Source organism: Cobetia sp. MC34 (assembly GCF_018340035.1).
GTDB classification, from domain to species: Bacteria; Pseudomonadota; Gammaproteobacteria; order Pseudomonadales; family Halomonadaceae; genus Cobetia; species Cobetia amphilecti.
Window position 1 is genome coordinate 197,288 of sequence record NZ_JADPPY010000004.1, and the last position, 14,597, is coordinate 211,884.

Below are 14,597 nucleotides of genomic sequence, written 5' to 3' on the forward strand. Positions count from 1 at the left end.
GAAAGCCCTCTCGGAATCAGGAAAACCACAGCCCGGTCGGCAGCGAGATTTCCAGCACGGCGGTGAACAGCACATAGCTTGCTCCGGCCATCAGTACGCCGGTCACGCAGGCGGCGCGCCAGCTGGCACCGAACAGTCGTGCGATGGCGGTGATGGCGGCGACGGCCGTGATGGGGTAGCCGAGACGAACGAAGAAGAAGGCGAAGGCGATCAGGATCACCATCACCAGTCCCAGCTGCAGCATCACGCTGGCCGATGGCCAGTCACCTTCCGGGCCGGGGCGCAGGATCAGCACCAGCGAGAAGATGGCCATCAGGATCGAGAGGCCGATGGGAAAGGCCTTGGGGCCTACCGGGTCGTAGGCGAAGGGCACTTCGATACTCAGGGACTGGGCGACGATGAACGCCGCCAGTCCCATCAGGGCGAAGCCCAGGATGCGATCGGCGGCGAGTCTCATTTTGTCAGTCCCACTTCCTTGGCGAGGTTCTTGAAGTCGGCGACCTGGTCTTTCACGTAGGTATCGAAATCAGCGCCGAATTTCTGGATCGGGAACAGGCCGCGGGCTTCACGAATCTCGGCGAATTCCGGCTTGTCGTTCAGCTGCTTGAGGCGCTCGACCCAGTTGTTGTAGTCGGCGTCACTGACGTCGTTGCCCATGTAGTAACCGCGCCAGATCGGCCAGGTCACGTCATAGCCTTGTTCCGTGGCGGTGGGGATGTCGGCATAGGGGCCGCCCATGCGTTCTTCGGACAGCGCGGCCAGCACGCGAATCTTGCCGCTGGAAAGCTGGGCCTTGAGCTCGGACAGGTCGCCGGTGAAGACCTTGATGTGATTGCCCAGCAGAGCGGCCAGTGCTTCACCGCCGCCTTCGAAGGACACGTAACGCAGCTTACGCGGAGAGACGTCGACGGACTTGGCGATCAGCGCGGCCTTCATCCAGTCCTGGCTGCCCACGGTGCCGCCGGCGCCGAAGGGAATCTCACCGGGGTGGTCCTTGAGATCCTGCATCAGCTCATCGAGGGTCTGCCACGGGGCATCGGCGCTTACCACCACCGCGCCGTAATCGACGCCCAGCGCGCCGACCCAGCGCACGTCATCGGCGCTGTACTTGCCGAACTTGCCCAACGCCAGATTGACGGCGGCGCCGGTACTGGCGGCCACCACCAGATTCGGGTCATCGCTGCGCACGCCGATGATGTGGTTGTAGGCGACCGCGCCGATGCCGCCCGGCATGTAGGTGACCATCATCGGGGAATCGATGACGCCGGTTTCCAGCAGGCCGTTGGCGGCCAGGCGGCAGGTGAGGTCATAGCCACCGCCGGGCTTGGCCGGGGCGATGCATTCACTCTTGTCGGCCGCCGCCGCAGGCATGGCGACCAAGCTTGCAGCGGCCAGCGCGATGGGGGCAGTCATCGCGGCGACGAGGCGCAGCGGCGTGAAGTGGCGCAGTGATGAAGGCAGGCGTCGAGTCTGGGGCATGGTGTGCTCCTGATGGCTGTTGTTTTTGTCTTCGCAGCGCCTTTTGCTTTATGTTCTTGGCGGCAATGGCGCTGGCTGGGTAATGCATCGCAGGCGTGGATGCGATACCGGCATGGTATGAGCGCGACCTTTCATCAACCTGTCACTTTCCCTTCACCTTACTGAGACTTTGGACGCATGCGCCTGCTCGTCGTCGAGGATGACCCCCTCATTTCCAGTACCCTGCAGCGCAGTCTGACGGCGCTGGGCTATGCCATCGATGTCTTCGATAGCCTCGCCCCCGCTCGGGACGCGGCGCGCCAGGGCGGCTTCGATCTGATCCTGCTCGATCTCGGCCTGCCCGATGGACAGGGCATGGACCTGCTGGCGGAACTGCGCCAGCGCAATGACCTGACCCCGGTGCTGATCATCACGGCGCGGGACGGCGTCGATGACCGCGTGCGCGGGCTGGATCTCGGCGCCGATGACTATCTGGCCAAGCCGTTCTCGCTGGTGGAGATGGAAGCGCGCGTACGTGCCTTGCTGCGGCGCAGTCAAGGGCGCAGCGACAACAGCGTGCGCTTCGGGCCGCTGTCGCTGTCGACCAGCAGCGGCATGTTCACGCTGTGCGAGACGACGCTGGACCTGCCGCCGCGCGAACGCCGCCTGCTGGAAAGCCTGATGCTGCACGCCGGCAAGGTGGTGTCGCGCGAGGTGATCGAAGGCAAGGTGTTCGGCTATGGCGAGGTGGGCTCGAATGCGCTGGAGGTCTACATCAGTCGGCTGCGCAAGCGCCTGACGGGCAGTGAGATCCAGATCCGCACACTGCGCGGGCTGGGCTATCGGCTCGAGCTGATCGACGCCGGATGATCATTCACGGCAAGCTGCGCAATCGCCTGCTGGCCTGGCTGCTGAGCATGATGCTCATCGTCGGTGGCCTGTTGATGATGGACGCCTGGGTGACCAGTCAGCGCTCGGCGCAGCGTGCCTTCGACAGCCAGCTTGAAGATGCGCTACTCACCATGACCGAGGCCATCCAGTGGCAGGATGATCAGCCGCGCATCATGATGCCGCCCGCCGCGCTCAAGATTCTCTCCACGCGCCATCAGGAGCGCGTCTTCTACCGTCTGATCGATGATGAGGGTCGGGTACTGGCCAACAACCTCGACATTGCGCTCTCCGCGAAGCTGCAGCGCGAGGCCGCCGAAGGCGATGTGTGGCACAACATCCACTATCAGGGCGTCGAGTGGCGTCTGCATGCGCGTAGCGTGCGCTCGGCGGGCTGGGAGCGGCAGTTCCGCGTGCAGGTCTGGGTCGGACATACCATCGAAGGGCGTGAGCAGCTGGCGCGAGAGCTTCTGACACGTGCCATGGGGCGCATTCTGGTGATGGGGCTGTTCGCCGCCATGATGATCTTCATCACCCTGCGCCTGGCGTTGACGCCGCTCAAGCGTCTGCGTCATCAGCTGCGTCGCCGCCAACCGCAGGATGCCAGCCCGTTGTCTGGCACCATGCCCGAGGAGATGCGTGAGCTGACCGATACCCTGGAGCAGCTTTTCCACCGCCAGGGGGAATCCCGCGATGCGTTGCTGCGCTTTACCGCCGATGCCAGCCATCAGCTGCGCACACCGCTGGCCGGCGTGCAGAACGCTGCTGAATTCGCGCTGGGCAGTGACTCGCCGGCGCAGTGGCATCAAGCCTTGAGCGATATCCATGCCAGCGCCGCGCGCACCAGTCGTCTGGCCGGGCAGTTGCTGAACCTGACGCGGCTGCGCCATCTGGCATTGCCCACGGAGCAGGACGCGCTGGATCTCGCTGACTTGCTGCGCAGCGTGGTGCTGGAGTGGGTCGATCACGACCTCGCGCGCCAGCATGATCTGGGGCTGGCCGAGCTGCCGGCACAGCCAATCTGCGTGATTGGCGAGCCGTGGGCGCTGCGCGAGATGATCGGCAATCTGATCGAGAATGCGCTGCGCTACACCCCGGCGGGCAGCGAGATCACCCTGGGGCTGAGCCTTGAGGCAGAGGGCGGGGGAGTGGTGCTGAGCATCGAGGACAACGGCCCCGGCGTCGACCCGCAGATGCTGGAACGACTCTGTCAGCCCTTCGAGCGTGCAGGGCGTCAGGACACCGATGGCTCGGGGCTGGGGCTGGCGATCGTCGAGACGATTGCCCTGCGTCATCAGGCCGAGTTGCAGGTCAGCAATCGCGATGCGGGAGGGCTGTGCGTGCACATTCGCTTTCCGGGGAGACAGTCATGAAGTTCACGCCTGACAGGCCGCTTGTCATGGCCTTCGCTATCATTTCCTCCATCGTTCATATCATCGCTCCCACACGGGTACGCCGGGCCATGTATCGTCTGCTGCTCGCGCTGTGGGCCAGTGTGGCCATTCTCGCGGCGGCGATGCCAGTCAAGGCGGCTGCGGCGTCCACCCAGGCTCGTCTGGTGATCGAGGCGGCGATGGATCGTGAGGTGGCGGCGCCCCTGCTGGCGGCCTTCACGCGCCGCTATCCCGACGTCGAGCTCGATTACCGCGACCGAAGCTCGATGGCCGTCAATGCTCGAGCCCAGCAGCCAGACCCTCGGGTTGACGTCATTCTCAGCTCCGCGATGCCGTGGCAGGTGGCGCTGGTCAATCAGGGGCTGGCGCAGCGACTCGACAGCGACGAGGCGCGGCAATGGCCACAATGGGCCAAGTGGCGCGATGAGGTCTTCGCCTTCACCTTCGAGCCCATCGTGATGGCCTACCGGCTGGACCTCGCCGCCAGGATGCTGCCGCCAGTCTCGCATGCCGATGTCCTGAATCTGTTGACGCAACACGCCGAGACGCTGGCCGGGCGGGTAGTGGCCTATTCGCCCTCCAAGAGTGCGCTGGGCTATGCGCTCTACCTGCAGGATTCCCGCTATTCGGGGCGCTTCTGGAAGCTGGTCGCGGCGTTGGGGCGGGTCGATGCCACCCTCGAGACCAGCACCCAGCGCATGCTGGCAGGCCTGAGTGACGGGCGCTACTGGCTGGGTTACAACCTGCTGGGCTCCTATGCGCTGCAGTGGGCGCAGACGCATCCTGACATCATCGTGCAGATGCCTTCTGACTATGCGCTGATCTCGATGCGCACCGCCTTCATCCACCGCCATGCCCCGCACCCGGAGCAGGCGCGCGCCTTCATCAACTTCCTCATCGGTCGCGAAGGTCAGCATGTCGTGGCTGGCGAGACGCCGCTCTACAGCATCCGGGACGATATCGTCGGCCCTTTCACCGCCCAGTCACTGCGTGATCAGGTCGGTCAGCGCCTGTATCCGCAGCCGCTGGATGCCTCTTCGCTGAGCATGCTGGACACCGCGCGTCGCAATGACTTTCTGGCTCGCTGGTTCGATGCCTATTCGGGTGGCACCCCGACGCCCTGATGGCCGCCTTCGCAGTGGCAGGCAGTCGTTACGCTCTCACCGCCCGCCAGCCCGCAGGCCGCGCCATCCGTGGCTTTAGTTGACCAGATGGTTAGTGTCGCCGGGACGTGAAGTTGCGAGTTTGATAGCCTGCGACGTTTGTCTCGGGCGGGGCGAATGGGTTATCATGGGTGATTACCTCGCAGCAACCGCTAGAACCGTAGTCATGGCGCCTGTCCATCGGGCCCTGCACTGCGGCTTTCGCGCATCCCTCATAAACTGCTACTGGGCGTTCGACATGCTACGTATAGCGCAAGAAGCTCTGACGTTTGATGACGTTCTTCTCGTCCCCGGCTACTCCGAGGTCCTCCCCAAGGACGTCAGCCTGAGATCACGTCTCACACGCGACATCAGCGTCAATATCCCGCTTATCTCCTCTGCGATGGATACCGTCACCGAAGCTCGCCTGGCCATCGCCATGGCGCAGGAAGGTGGTGTCGGCATCATCCACAAGAGCATGAGCATCGCCCAGCAGGCCGCGGAAGTCCGCAAGGTCAAGAAGCACGAAAGCGTCATCGTGCGTGACCCGGTCACTGTCAGCCCGAAGGCCAAGATCCAGGATCTGCTGGCAATGTCCGAGGAGCATGGCTACTCCGGCTTCCCGGTGGTCGAGGGTGAATACCTGGTCGGCATCGTGACCGGTCGCGACATGCGCTTCCAGCCTGACTTCAGCGATACCGTCGCCGGCATCATGACCGGCCGCGAGAAGCTGGTCACCGTGCTGGAAGGCACGCCGCTGGACCAGATCAAGGCCAAGCTGCAGGAAAGCCGCATCGAGAAGATGCCGATCGTCGATGACGAATTCCGCCTGCGCGGCCTCGTCACCGTTCGCGACATCGAGAAGGTCAAGACCTACCCGAACGCGGCAAAAGACAGCAACGGCAGCCTGCTGGTCGGCGCCGCCGTCGGCACCGGCCCGGAAACCCCGGACCGCGTTGCTGCACTGGCCGAAGCCGGCGTTGACGTCATCGTCGTCGACACCGCTCACGGTCACTCCAAGGGCGTGATCGACCGCGTCGCTTGGGTCAAGGAGCACCACCCGAAGATTCAGGTCATCGGTGGCAACATCGCGACCGCTGAAGCCGCCATCGCCCTGGCAGAAGCCGGCGCAGACGGCGTCAAGGTCGGCATCGGCCCGGGTTCCATCTGCACCACGCGTATCGTCGCCGGTGTCGGTGTGCCGCAGATGAGCGCCGTCGCCAACGTCGCGGCCGCCATGGCCAAGTACGACGTGCCGGTCATCGCCGATGGCGGTATCCGCTTCTCCGGTGACATCGCCAAGGCCATCGCCGCAGGCGCCAGCATCGTCATGATCGGCGGTCTGCTCGCTGGGACGGAAGAAGCGCCGGGCGAGGTCGAGCTGTTCCAGGGTCGTACCTACAAGGCGTATCGCGGCATGGGTTCCATGGGCGCCATGTCCCAGACCCAGGGTTCCAGCGACCGTTACTTCCAGGACAAGAATGCCGGCGTCGAGAAGCTGGTACCGGAAGGCATCGAAGGCCGCGTGCCCTACAAGGGCATGATGAGCGCCATCGTGCACCAGCTGATGGGCGGCCTGCGTGCCTCCATGGGCTACACCGGTAGCCAGACCATCGAAGAGATGCGCACCGTGCCGCAATTCGTGCAGATCACCGGTGCCGGCTTCGCCGAATCCCACGTCCACGACGTGCAGATCACCAAGGAAGCGCCCAACTATCGGCGCGACTGATACATAGCGAAGCGCGACGCAAAGCGGGAGCCCAACACGGGTTCCCGCTTTGCTTGGGTCGAACGAACTTTCGGTATCGGCTACCCTCGACGCCAGATTGTTTCGGCCCTGCGCTCCCTCGCAGCTCCGAAGCGGGTCTCACGACTCCCCAATGAGAGACTGAAGATGCAAGACATCCATTCCCACAAGATCCTGATCCTCGATTTCGGTTCCCAGTACACACAGCTGATCGCGCGTCGCGTGCGTGAGCTGGGCGTGTTCTCCGAGGTGCGTGCCTTCGACATCACCGAAGAAGAGATCCGCGAGTACAACCCCAACGGCATCATCCTGGCCGGTGGCCCGGAATCCGTCACCGAGCTGGACTCGCCGCGTGCGCCTGAGTGCGTGTTCGAGATGGGTCTGCCGGTGTTCGGCATCTGTTACGGCATGCAGACCATGGCCGAGCAGCTCGGCGGCAAGGTCGAAGGCTCCAACGTGCGCGAATTCGGCTATGCCCAGATTCGTGTCGACGGTGAGTCCGCGCTGTTCAAGGACATCAAGGACCACCTGGACGACGAAGGCCGCCCGCTGCTCGACGTCTGGATGAGCCACGGTGACAAGGTCGCGCAAGTCCCGGAGACCTTCACCGTCACCGCTTCCACCCCGAGCTGCCCGATCGCCGCCATGGCGTGGGAAGAGAAGCAGTTCTACGGCGTGCAGTTCCACCCGGAAGTCACCCACACCCTGCAGGGCCAGCGCATCCTCGAGCACTTCGTGATCGAGATCTGCCAGTCCGAGCGTCTGTGGACCCCGGCCAAGATCATCGAAGACCTCACCGATCGCGTTCGCGCTCAGGTCGGTGACCGCAAGGTGCTGCTCGGCCTGTCCGGCGGTGTCGACTCCTCCGTGGTCGCGGCGCTGCTGCACAAGGCCATCGGCGACCAGCTGACCTGCGTCTTCGTCGACAACGGCCTGCTGCGCAAGAAGGAAGGCGACCAGGTCATGGAAACCTTCTCTCGCCACATGGGCGTGAAGGTCATCCGTGTTGACGCCGAAGACCTCTTCCTCGGCAAGCTGGCTGGCGTCAGCGACCCGGAAGCCAAGCGCAAGGCCATCGGCAACACCTTCATCGAAGTGTTCGATGCCGAAGCCGCCAAGCTCAAGGATGTCGACTTCCTCGCCCAGGGCACCATCTACCCGGACGTGATCGAATCCGCTGCCAGCAAGACCGGCAAGTCCCACGTCATCAAGTCCCACCACAATGTCGGCGGCCTGCCGGACGACATGAAGATGGAACTGGTCGAGCCGCTGCGCGAACTGTTCAAGGACGAAGTCCGCAAGGTCGGCCTCGAACTCGGCCTGCCCTACGACATGGTCTACCGTCACCCCTTCCCGGGGCCGGGTCTGGGCGTGCGTATCCTCGGTGAAGTGAAGAAGGAATACGCAGATATCCTGCGTGAAGCCGACGCCATCTTCATCGAAGAACTGCACAACTTCGACTGGTACCACAAGACCAGCCAGGCGTTCGCCGTCTTCCTGCCGGTCAAGTCCGTCGGCGTCGTCGGCGATGGCCGTCGTTACGAGTGGGTCATCGCCATTCGTGCCGTCGAGACCGTCGACTTCATGACGGCCCGCTGGGCGCACCTGCCGTATGAGCTGCTGGAGAAGGTCTCCAACCGCATCATCAACGAGCTGGAGCACGTCTCGCGCGTCACCTATGACGTCAGCAGCAAGCCGCCGGCCACCATCGAGTGGGAATGATCGTCTGACGATCACCCCTCGCTGAGCTGACGCAGCGTTTCGTCCTGACGGTCTCTTGAACTGATCGAGACGAGAACGCAGCAAGCAAAAAGCCCTTCTGGCCAATGGCCGGCAGGGCTTTTTTGTGGGCGCGATTCAGGAAACGCAAACCGCCTTGTTTACTCCAGCTCGGCTCACTCCTGCTCGGCTGGTCCCTGCCTGGCCTTCTGTAAGTTCAGTCGGACACCGTGGGCGGAGTGGAAGAAGCCGAAGTCGGCCATCAGGCGGGTGTCGCCTGCGGGTGTTTGCCATTCGACTTCGGCGCGGTGATTGCGGACCTCGTGCATCACGGCGTCGTATTTCAGCAGCAGTGAGTCGGGCGTGGCACCTTCGTAGCTCAGGTTCCACTGGGTGACGACCAGCAGGTAGTCGCCGAGTTGTGGCTGATAGGTGGAGGTGAGATGCACCTCGGTGAGTGTCAGCGGCAGCGCGTCGCCATCCTTGGAGAGTGCCAGATGCTGACTGAGATAGTCGCCGAGTTGATCTGTCAGCGCCTGCGGCAAGGGGGCATCGGGCTTGGCGTCACCAAGCGCTGCCAGTTGTGGCGCGGCGATCAGCAGATCTTCACGCGGGAACTGGAGAGTGAGCTTGAGCGTGTGCTGTGGCTGCTGCTCAAAGATGAGCGTGCTGCCGGGCAGGGCATGGGCGTGAGCCGTCTGGATGATGCCCATGCCGCTGATGCCCATACCGCTGATTCCCATACCATTACCGCCAAGCGTGGCCCCGCCGATCATCACCGCGAGCGTGAGCAGCGCCGCGCGCCACGGCGAGCAGCGGGTCATTCGCTCTGGCCGCCGTAGTCGTCGGTGCGGTCACGCCATACCGAGTGCGGATGGTTGCCGACCTTGTCGGTGGACTTGTTCGACTGCAATGAGAATTCGATCCACAGCGACGGGCCGTGTATGCGCACATAATCGTTTTCGGCACTGACCTGCGGCGTGCCGGAGAAGCCGAGATAGGTCTCGGGAAGTTCGGAGGTGTACTTCTCCATGTAGGCCGCGGCTTCGGGGGCGGAGATATCGTCCACGTAGGTTTCGATGGCCGTCAGCAGCAGCGCTTGCTGGTCATCATCCAACTCGGAGACCGGCAGGCCTTCATAGCTTTCGGGGATGGCATCGTCGGCCTGGGGGCCAGCGAGGATATCGCGGTAGGTACCTTCTAGCATGGCCTTGGCCTGCTGGTCATCGGAGAGCGAGCTCAACAGGGTGGCGAAGGCATCGCGTTCCTGGGTCAGCGGCTCGTTCACCCGACCGTTCATCTCGAAATAGGGGAAGGGTTCCACACCACGGAAGGAGGGCGTGGCGCCGGCCAGCTTGCCGTCGGTGTAGGTGTTGGCGAAGGCCATGTGGTGGCCGCCGTAGTACAGCTCCCAGGTGCCGGTCTCGCCGGGCGTGCCGAGGAAGGCGAACTTGGTGTTGTAGGAGGAGTAACCGGCCTTGTAGTCGGTGCTGACGGTGTTGATGTAGTCATCGGCGTTGAGCGTCTGGAGCATCTCGTCGAAGCCTTCATCGGGCGCATGGCCAGTCGCTTCCAGCATGATGGCTTTGACGAGGCCGCGCTGCTTGATGTTCAGCTCGCCCAGCAGCACGCCGGGGCGTTTCGGGAAGGCGCCAGCGGGCAGATTGCTCCAGTTCTCGGCCTCTGCGAGGGAGTAGTCATGCTGCAGGTTCTGCAGGATGTCATCGTCAGAGATATCCGCCTTGAGCAGATCAATCAGGCACAGCATGCGCTCATAACCGGGTGTGTCGCCGCACTCGGCGGCGCTCTCGGGGAGAGGCACGCTCTGCATCTGGGTGCTGGTGTCGCCCATGCGCGCGCGCAGTGCCTCGCTCAGGGCCTGGTCTTCCGCTGACATCGGCGGCGGGCCATCGTGATCGGGCGGCGGCCCGTCGTGCCCTTGTTGTGCGAGGACGGGGAAGGACAGGAGCGCGGCCAGCGCGGCTCCTCCGGTCACTGCGAGACGTCGGGACATCGATGGGCCTATTTTCCGGGGACAGGAGGAAAACCTTAGCCCGCCTGACGTCGAGCAGGAAGTCTTCGCCAGATGATTTCTTTGTGCACATGCCGTGGCCTGTGCGTCGGCTGGCGACGACAGCCAGTGGCTATCTCGCGCCTCATGCCAGCGTCAGATCACCGTCGTATTCGAAGCGTCTTTCCTCGCCGGTGACAGGGTCAATGAACTCGAACCCCTTGGAGAGCAGCTGCAAGGGGCGCGCGTAGTCATCCGGCGAGAGCGGTTGCAGCAAGGGGTAGTAGCGGTCATTCAGAATCGGCCAGCCCAGCGTCTGCATATGTACGCGTAGCTGGTGGGTTCTTCCGGTGACAGGGTGCAGCTCGAACAATGCCTGGCTGGCTGTCTGCTGCACGCAGCGAATCACCGAGTGGCTGTTGGCCGCGCCTTCAGTGACATGAATGCGGAAGCGCTGCTCGCTCTGTTCGAGACGATTCTTTACCTCCCACTGCTGGCCCACCAGGGACTCATCGCTGTGGGTCTCCGCGATGGCCTGATAGGTCTTGTGGATATTCCGCGACTTGAACAGTTGATGGTAGAGGGGGCGCGTGTCGGGATTGACGGAGCACAGCACCAGCCCCGCCGTGACCCTATCCAGACGATGCACCGCCTGCAGCGCCTCTATCCCGGTGCGCTTGCGCAGCCGCTGCTGCAGGCACTCGTTCACGTACAGGCCGCCGGGCGTCACCGGCAAAAAGTGCGGCTTGTAGGCCACCAGAATGTGCTCATCCTGATAGAGAATCCGCTCCGCGAAGGGAATGCTCGGCTCGCTTGCCACCTCGCGGTAATAGAACACACGCAGATGTGGTTGGTAGGGCGACTCTGGCGTGATCAGCGAGCCATTATCGCGATGCACCTTGCCCTCGGCCATGCGCTCGCGCCAGCGTGACTCGGCAATCGCCGGAAACTTGAGCAGCAGATACTCCAGCACCGTCGTCACACCGGGATTGACCTGAGGCAAGCTCAGCTTGGAAGGACGCGCGGAAATGGACATGGTGGGCCTGAGGTTGAGTTGAGAAAATTTTAGGAGATTATTGTACGGATAGTGACTTTAATCATGTGAAAAGGAGAATTCTGAATAAATTTTATCATACTATAGGTAGGTGCTGAATGCCGTAACGGTAGGTGTTATGAGTGATTTATTAAGTATTTCGTATGCTCGTGTTGTGTGTGTGCTATGTTATTAAAGTCTGCGTAGGTGTAGTGGCGCTCTTAGTTAAAAGATTAATTTCTCTGATTTGAGCCTCACTTAAAATGATGTGTCGCAAATGCTTATGTCATGCTATATTTTCTAACCTGTCATATGAGAGCTATCAACTGACGTACAAAAGGATTTGTTTATGTCTGATAAATTGTTTTTAGATGCTTTGATTGTAAGAGATGACTTTGAAGTACAGGATAAAGCTCATAGCTCACAAGGACCACATAAAACCACATTGAGTCATAATGACTTTGAGATTCCTGGTTTTTTCTTTTCACTCCTAAGAAAGCCAGACTTCCAACGAGAGACAAATGAATGGGGTTTAGAAAAAGTCAAAGATCTTATTGAAAGCTTTTTGGATGGAGATTTAGTTCCAGCTATAATATTATGGAAGTATGCAGATAGTTATACTTTTGTGATAGATGGAGCGCACAGAATCAGTGCTATCGCTGCATGGGTCAATAATGATTATGGTGACGGAGTTATTTCTAGAAAATTTTTTGATAATGCAATACCGCAACAGCAGTTAGATTCGGCGAGGAAAGCGAGAATAGTTATCGATAATGATATCGGTGCATTTAAAGATTATAAAGATGCACTGTATAATATAGAATTGGCTGACCCGAAAATAAAGAAAAGATTGAAGACTTTCGGCACGAGGGCTTTTCAATTGCAGTGGGTAGATGGTGATTCCAAAAAAGCTGAAAGTAGCTTTTTTAAAATAAACCAAAAATCGACTCCAATAAGTGAGACTGAAATTGCTATTTTAGAATCAAGGAAAAAACCAGTAGGATTATGTTCGAGAGCTATATTGCGGGGTGGCCAAGGATTTAATTATTGGGCTAAGTTCGAAAATGAAGTTGCTGCGACAATAAGGGAGCAAGCTGAGGAAATTAATAGATTGATATTTTCTCCTAAGCTCACGACTCCAATAAAAACTCTAGATTTACCTCTAGGCGGAAAAAATCATGCAAGTAGTTCATTGTCGATGATTTTTGAGCTGATAAAGATATTGGGCGTCGATTCGGAAAAAGATGATGAGGATGGTAGAAGTACGGTCCAAGAGCTATCAAGGGTTAGAAAAATCATTGAAAGAGTTAACTCGAAAAAACCCTTTTCGTTAGGGTTGCATCCTGCGGTTTATATATACAGCAAATCTGGTAATTTTAGGGTCAGTTGTTTTCATGCGACAATAATGTTCGCTAAGAGGCTGGAGGAGAGTAATAGGCTTAATTTGTTTACTAAGCATCGAGATAAGTTAGAGGAAATAGTTTTACTTTCAGACGGTGTTATACAACAAATTGTTAGGAAGGCACGCCATGCTACTAGCGCTATTGAGCCGCTAGTGAATTATTTTAACAGTATTCTTTTGCATTTAGAATCAGGATGTGAGACAAGTAAAGTCTTATATAATATAGCGAAGACAGATGAGTTTTCATATCTAAAACTAGATGAGTCAGGTTATTCAGTTACAGCTACAAGCAGTTTCTCCAAAGCTATAAAAAACTCTGCCTTTATTGCAAATGGTATACGCACAGTGCAAAGATGTGAAATATGCGGTGCAAGGCTCCATTCGTCTTCTATTTCATATGATCATAGAGTTCGTAAGCAAGATGGTGGTAGTGGAACTTTAGATAACATTCAGCTATCGCACCCTTACTGCAATACCACATTCAAAAACTGAAAATTAAATATGAATGGATTTTGCGAAAATTAAGTTATATACACTCTAAAAAGCCCTCCCGGCATCGCCGGGAGGGCTTTTTCATGCGTCTTGCGGACTACGTTCACCGATGGGGTGATCTGCGGGGTTCTACTGAGATCAGACCTTACATCGGGTGTTGCTCTTCTTCGTAGAGCTCGGCCTTGGCGTCGCGTAGGACATCTTCGCAGGCGCTGTGGTTGGCCAGTTGCAGCATCAGATTCTGGCTGAGGGCAAAGCCCTTGCCCAGGCAGGTGTCGACCTCTTCGCGGGTGAGCGCCGGGGTGACATTGCAGTCAATCTTCATCGTACGACTACCGCCATCAAAGCGGTCGGCGAGGGCGCGCAAGCGCCAGGCAAGCCGTGTTTTCCAGCGGGCGGTGGGGTCGGGGCCTTCCGTCACGTCGAGCGTGCAACGCCATTCAGGTTTGTAGACCTTCATGTGAACCTCCTCGGCTGGTCGTTTTCAATGATCGATCGTGATGTTCTGCTCCGCGTGCTGTGCTTGATGTCGTGCCTTGTTGCTCGTACCAGAAATGCGTTCCAGTCGTGCATATGACAGTCGTGCTCGAGGCTCGCGCGTCATCTTGATCGACGACAGGCCGAGCCTCTCTCTCACCATACGAGTTTTGGCGCCGAGATACATCAGTCTGAGTGTAAACGTTGCTTATCCTGATGTACGGAATCTGTCAACATAGTTGGCACATGAAGTGGTTCTGGCTTTTTAAAATCCTACTGCCTGCGGTGCCGGATCCCGCTCCGGATTCAGATGCACTATCTCCGGCAGATCGAGTTTCCGGATGTCGCCTGACCACCGCTCCGGGTGACGCTGCTTCGCGGCCTCGAAGACCTCTCGGCGCTGCGTCAGAATGCCTTTGGCCTCGCCGTCATGACGCTGGCTCGGCGTGACGTAGCGAAGGGCGCTGTGCCGGTGCTCATGGTTGTACCACTCGGTAAATTGCTGAACCCAGTCCTGAGCCTCGGCCAGGGTGGCGAACCCGTCGACGGGGAAGCCCGGCCGGTACTTCAGCGTCTTGAAGGCCGACTCGGCGAAGGCATTGTCGTTGCTGACTCGCGGTCGGCTGTACGAGGGAGTGATGCCCAGGTCATAGAGCTTTTCCAGGAAGGTCGCTGCCTTCATCGGGCTGCCGTTATCTGAATGCAGAATCAAGGGTTTATGACGATCTGTCAGGCGCTCTCGCCAGCAGGTTTTCTGAATCAACTCAGCGGCCAGCTCGCCAGTCTCTGTTTCATAGATCTCGTGCCCGACGATCTTGCGGCTGAAGACGTCCA

Annotated in this window: 13 protein-coding genes; 6 read left to right on the top strand and 7 right to left on the bottom strand. The window is 59.4% G+C overall.

The window, feature by feature from the left end; all coding sequences use genetic code 11:
* Positions 1–16 precede the first annotated feature (16 nt).
* Entirely contained in the window at positions 17–457 is a 441-nt protein-coding gene (locus IZU87_RS04035; protein WP_107335582.1) for a tripartite tricarboxylate transporter TctB family protein, read from the bottom strand.
* A complete protein-coding gene (locus tag IZU87_RS04040) occupies positions 454–1,479 on the bottom strand; it encodes a Bug family tripartite tricarboxylate transporter substrate binding protein (protein WP_249330420.1) in 1,026 nt (341 codons plus the stop codon). The genes IZU87_RS04035 and IZU87_RS04040 overlap by 4 nt, the downstream gene beginning before the upstream one ends.
* Positions 1,480–1,656: 177 nt before the next feature.
* Between IZU87_RS04040 and IZU87_RS04045 the strand changes: the two genes are divergently transcribed.
* The 5 genes from IZU87_RS04045 to guaA all read left to right on the top strand — a co-directional run bounded on the left by IZU87_RS04045 (position 1,657) and on the right by guaA (position 8,351).
* Positions 1,657–2,328 carry a response regulator gene (locus IZU87_RS04045; RefSeq protein ID WP_107335580.1) on the top strand — a complete coding sequence of 224 codons (672 nt, stop codon included), beginning with the start codon at positions 1,657–1,659 and terminating at the stop codon, positions 2,326–2,328.
* Positions 2,325–3,719, top strand: coding sequence for a sensor histidine kinase (locus IZU87_RS04050; RefSeq protein WP_213113739.1), 1,395 nt, complete (start codon positions 2,325–2,327; stop codon positions 3,717–3,719). The genes IZU87_RS04045 and IZU87_RS04050 overlap by 4 nt, the downstream gene beginning before the upstream one ends.
* 26 nt (positions 3,720–3,745) lie before the next feature.
* Positions 3,746–4,864: an ABC transporter substrate-binding protein gene (locus IZU87_RS04055; protein WP_249330421.1), complete on the top strand. Its 1,119-nt coding sequence runs from the start codon at positions 3,746–3,748 to the stop codon at positions 4,862–4,864.
* Positions 4,865–5,141: 277 nt separating this feature from the next.
* Positions 5,142–6,611 (top strand): IMP dehydrogenase, encoded by a 1,470-nt coding sequence (gene guaB, locus IZU87_RS04060; protein WP_131431234.1) that lies wholly within the window; start codon positions 5,142–5,144, stop codon positions 6,609–6,611.
* A gap of 165 nt (positions 6,612–6,776) precedes the next feature.
* On the top strand, positions 6,777–8,351 hold the full coding sequence (gene guaA / locus IZU87_RS04065; protein ID WP_131431235.1) for a glutamine-hydrolyzing GMP synthase: 1,575 nt from the start codon (positions 6,777–6,779) through the stop codon (positions 8,349–8,351).
* 173 nt (positions 8,352–8,524) lie between these two features.
* Here guaA and IZU87_RS04070 read toward each other — a convergent pair whose 3' ends face one another.
* From IZU87_RS04070 to IZU87_RS04080, 3 genes are all read right to left on the bottom strand, one after another.
* Complete coding sequence (locus tag IZU87_RS04070) at positions 8,525–9,172, bottom strand: hypothetical protein (RefSeq protein ID WP_213113740.1); 648 nt, start codon at positions 9,170–9,172, stop codon at positions 8,525–8,527.
* The gene (locus IZU87_RS04075) at positions 9,169–10,362 is read right to left on the bottom strand and encodes a DUF3500 domain-containing protein (protein ID WP_213113741.1); all 1,194 of its coding nucleotides are present in this window, start codon (positions 10,360–10,362) and stop codon (positions 9,169–9,171) included. Before IZU87_RS04075 ends, IZU87_RS04070 begins: the two co-directional genes overlap by 4 nt.
* A gap of 142 nt (positions 10,363–10,504) precedes the next feature.
* Complete coding sequence (locus IZU87_RS04080; RefSeq protein WP_213113742.1) at positions 10,505–11,395, bottom strand: pseudouridine synthase; 891 nt, start codon at positions 11,393–11,395, stop codon at positions 10,505–10,507.
* A gap of 346 nt (positions 11,396–11,741) precedes the next feature.
* Between IZU87_RS04080 and IZU87_RS04085 the strand changes: the two genes are divergently transcribed.
* A complete protein-coding gene (locus IZU87_RS04085) occupies positions 11,742–13,286 on the top strand; it encodes an HNH endonuclease family protein (protein WP_213113743.1) in 1,545 nt (514 codons plus the stop codon).
* 145 nt (positions 13,287–13,431) lie between these two features.
* Here IZU87_RS04085 and IZU87_RS04090 read toward each other — a convergent pair whose 3' ends face one another.
* Complete coding sequence (locus tag IZU87_RS04090; RefSeq protein WP_043333722.1) at positions 13,432–13,746, bottom strand: hypothetical protein; 315 nt, start codon at positions 13,744–13,746, stop codon at positions 13,432–13,434.
* Positions 13,747–14,028: 282 nt separating this feature from the next.
* Positions 14,029–14,597: integrase core domain-containing protein (locus IZU87_RS04095; protein WP_213113744.1), on the bottom strand; the 569-nt coding region annotated here is incomplete at its 5' end.

Excerpts from the sequence above, each read along its gene's own strand:
- IZU87_RS04090 (WP_043333722.1), bottom strand. The coding sequence starts at position 13,746 with ATGAAGGTCTACAAACCTGAATGGCGTTGCACGCTCGACGTGACGGAA.
- IZU87_RS04075 (WP_213113741.1), bottom strand. The coding sequence starts at position 10,362 with ATGTCCCGACGTCTCGCAGTGACCGGAGGAGCCGCGCTGGCCGCGCTC.
- IZU87_RS04050 (WP_213113739.1), top strand. The coding sequence starts at position 2,325 with ATGATCATTCACGGCAAGCTGCGCAATCGCCTGCTGGCCTGGCTGCTG.
- IZU87_RS04055 (WP_249330421.1), top strand. The coding sequence starts at position 3,746 with ATGGCCTTCGCTATCATTTCCTCCATCGTTCATATCATCGCTCCCACA.
- IZU87_RS04035 (WP_107335582.1), bottom strand. The coding sequence starts at position 457 with ATGAGACTCGCCGCCGATCGCATCCTGGGCTTCGCCCTGATGGGACTG.
- IZU87_RS04040 (WP_249330420.1), bottom strand. The coding sequence starts at position 1,479 with ATGCCCCAGACTCGACGCCTGCCTTCATCACTGCGCCACTTCACGCCG.
- guaA (WP_131431235.1), top strand. The coding sequence starts at position 6,777 with ATGCAAGACATCCATTCCCACAAGATCCTGATCCTCGATTTCGGTTCC.
- guaB (WP_131431234.1), top strand. The coding sequence starts at position 5,142 with ATGCTACGTATAGCGCAAGAAGCTCTGACGTTTGATGACGTTCTTCTC.
- IZU87_RS04070 (WP_213113740.1), bottom strand. The coding sequence starts at position 9,172 with ATGACCCGCTGCTCGCCGTGGCGCGCGGCGCTGCTCACGCTCGCGGTG.
- IZU87_RS04080 (WP_213113742.1), bottom strand. The coding sequence starts at position 11,395 with ATGTCCATTTCCGCGCGTCCTTCCAAGCTGAGCTTGCCTCAGGTCAAT.
- IZU87_RS04045 (WP_107335580.1), top strand. The coding sequence starts at position 1,657 with ATGCGCCTGCTCGTCGTCGAGGATGACCCCCTCATTTCCAGTACCCTG.
- IZU87_RS04085 (WP_213113743.1), top strand. The coding sequence starts at position 11,742 with ATGTCTGATAAATTGTTTTTAGATGCTTTGATTGTAAGAGATGACTTT.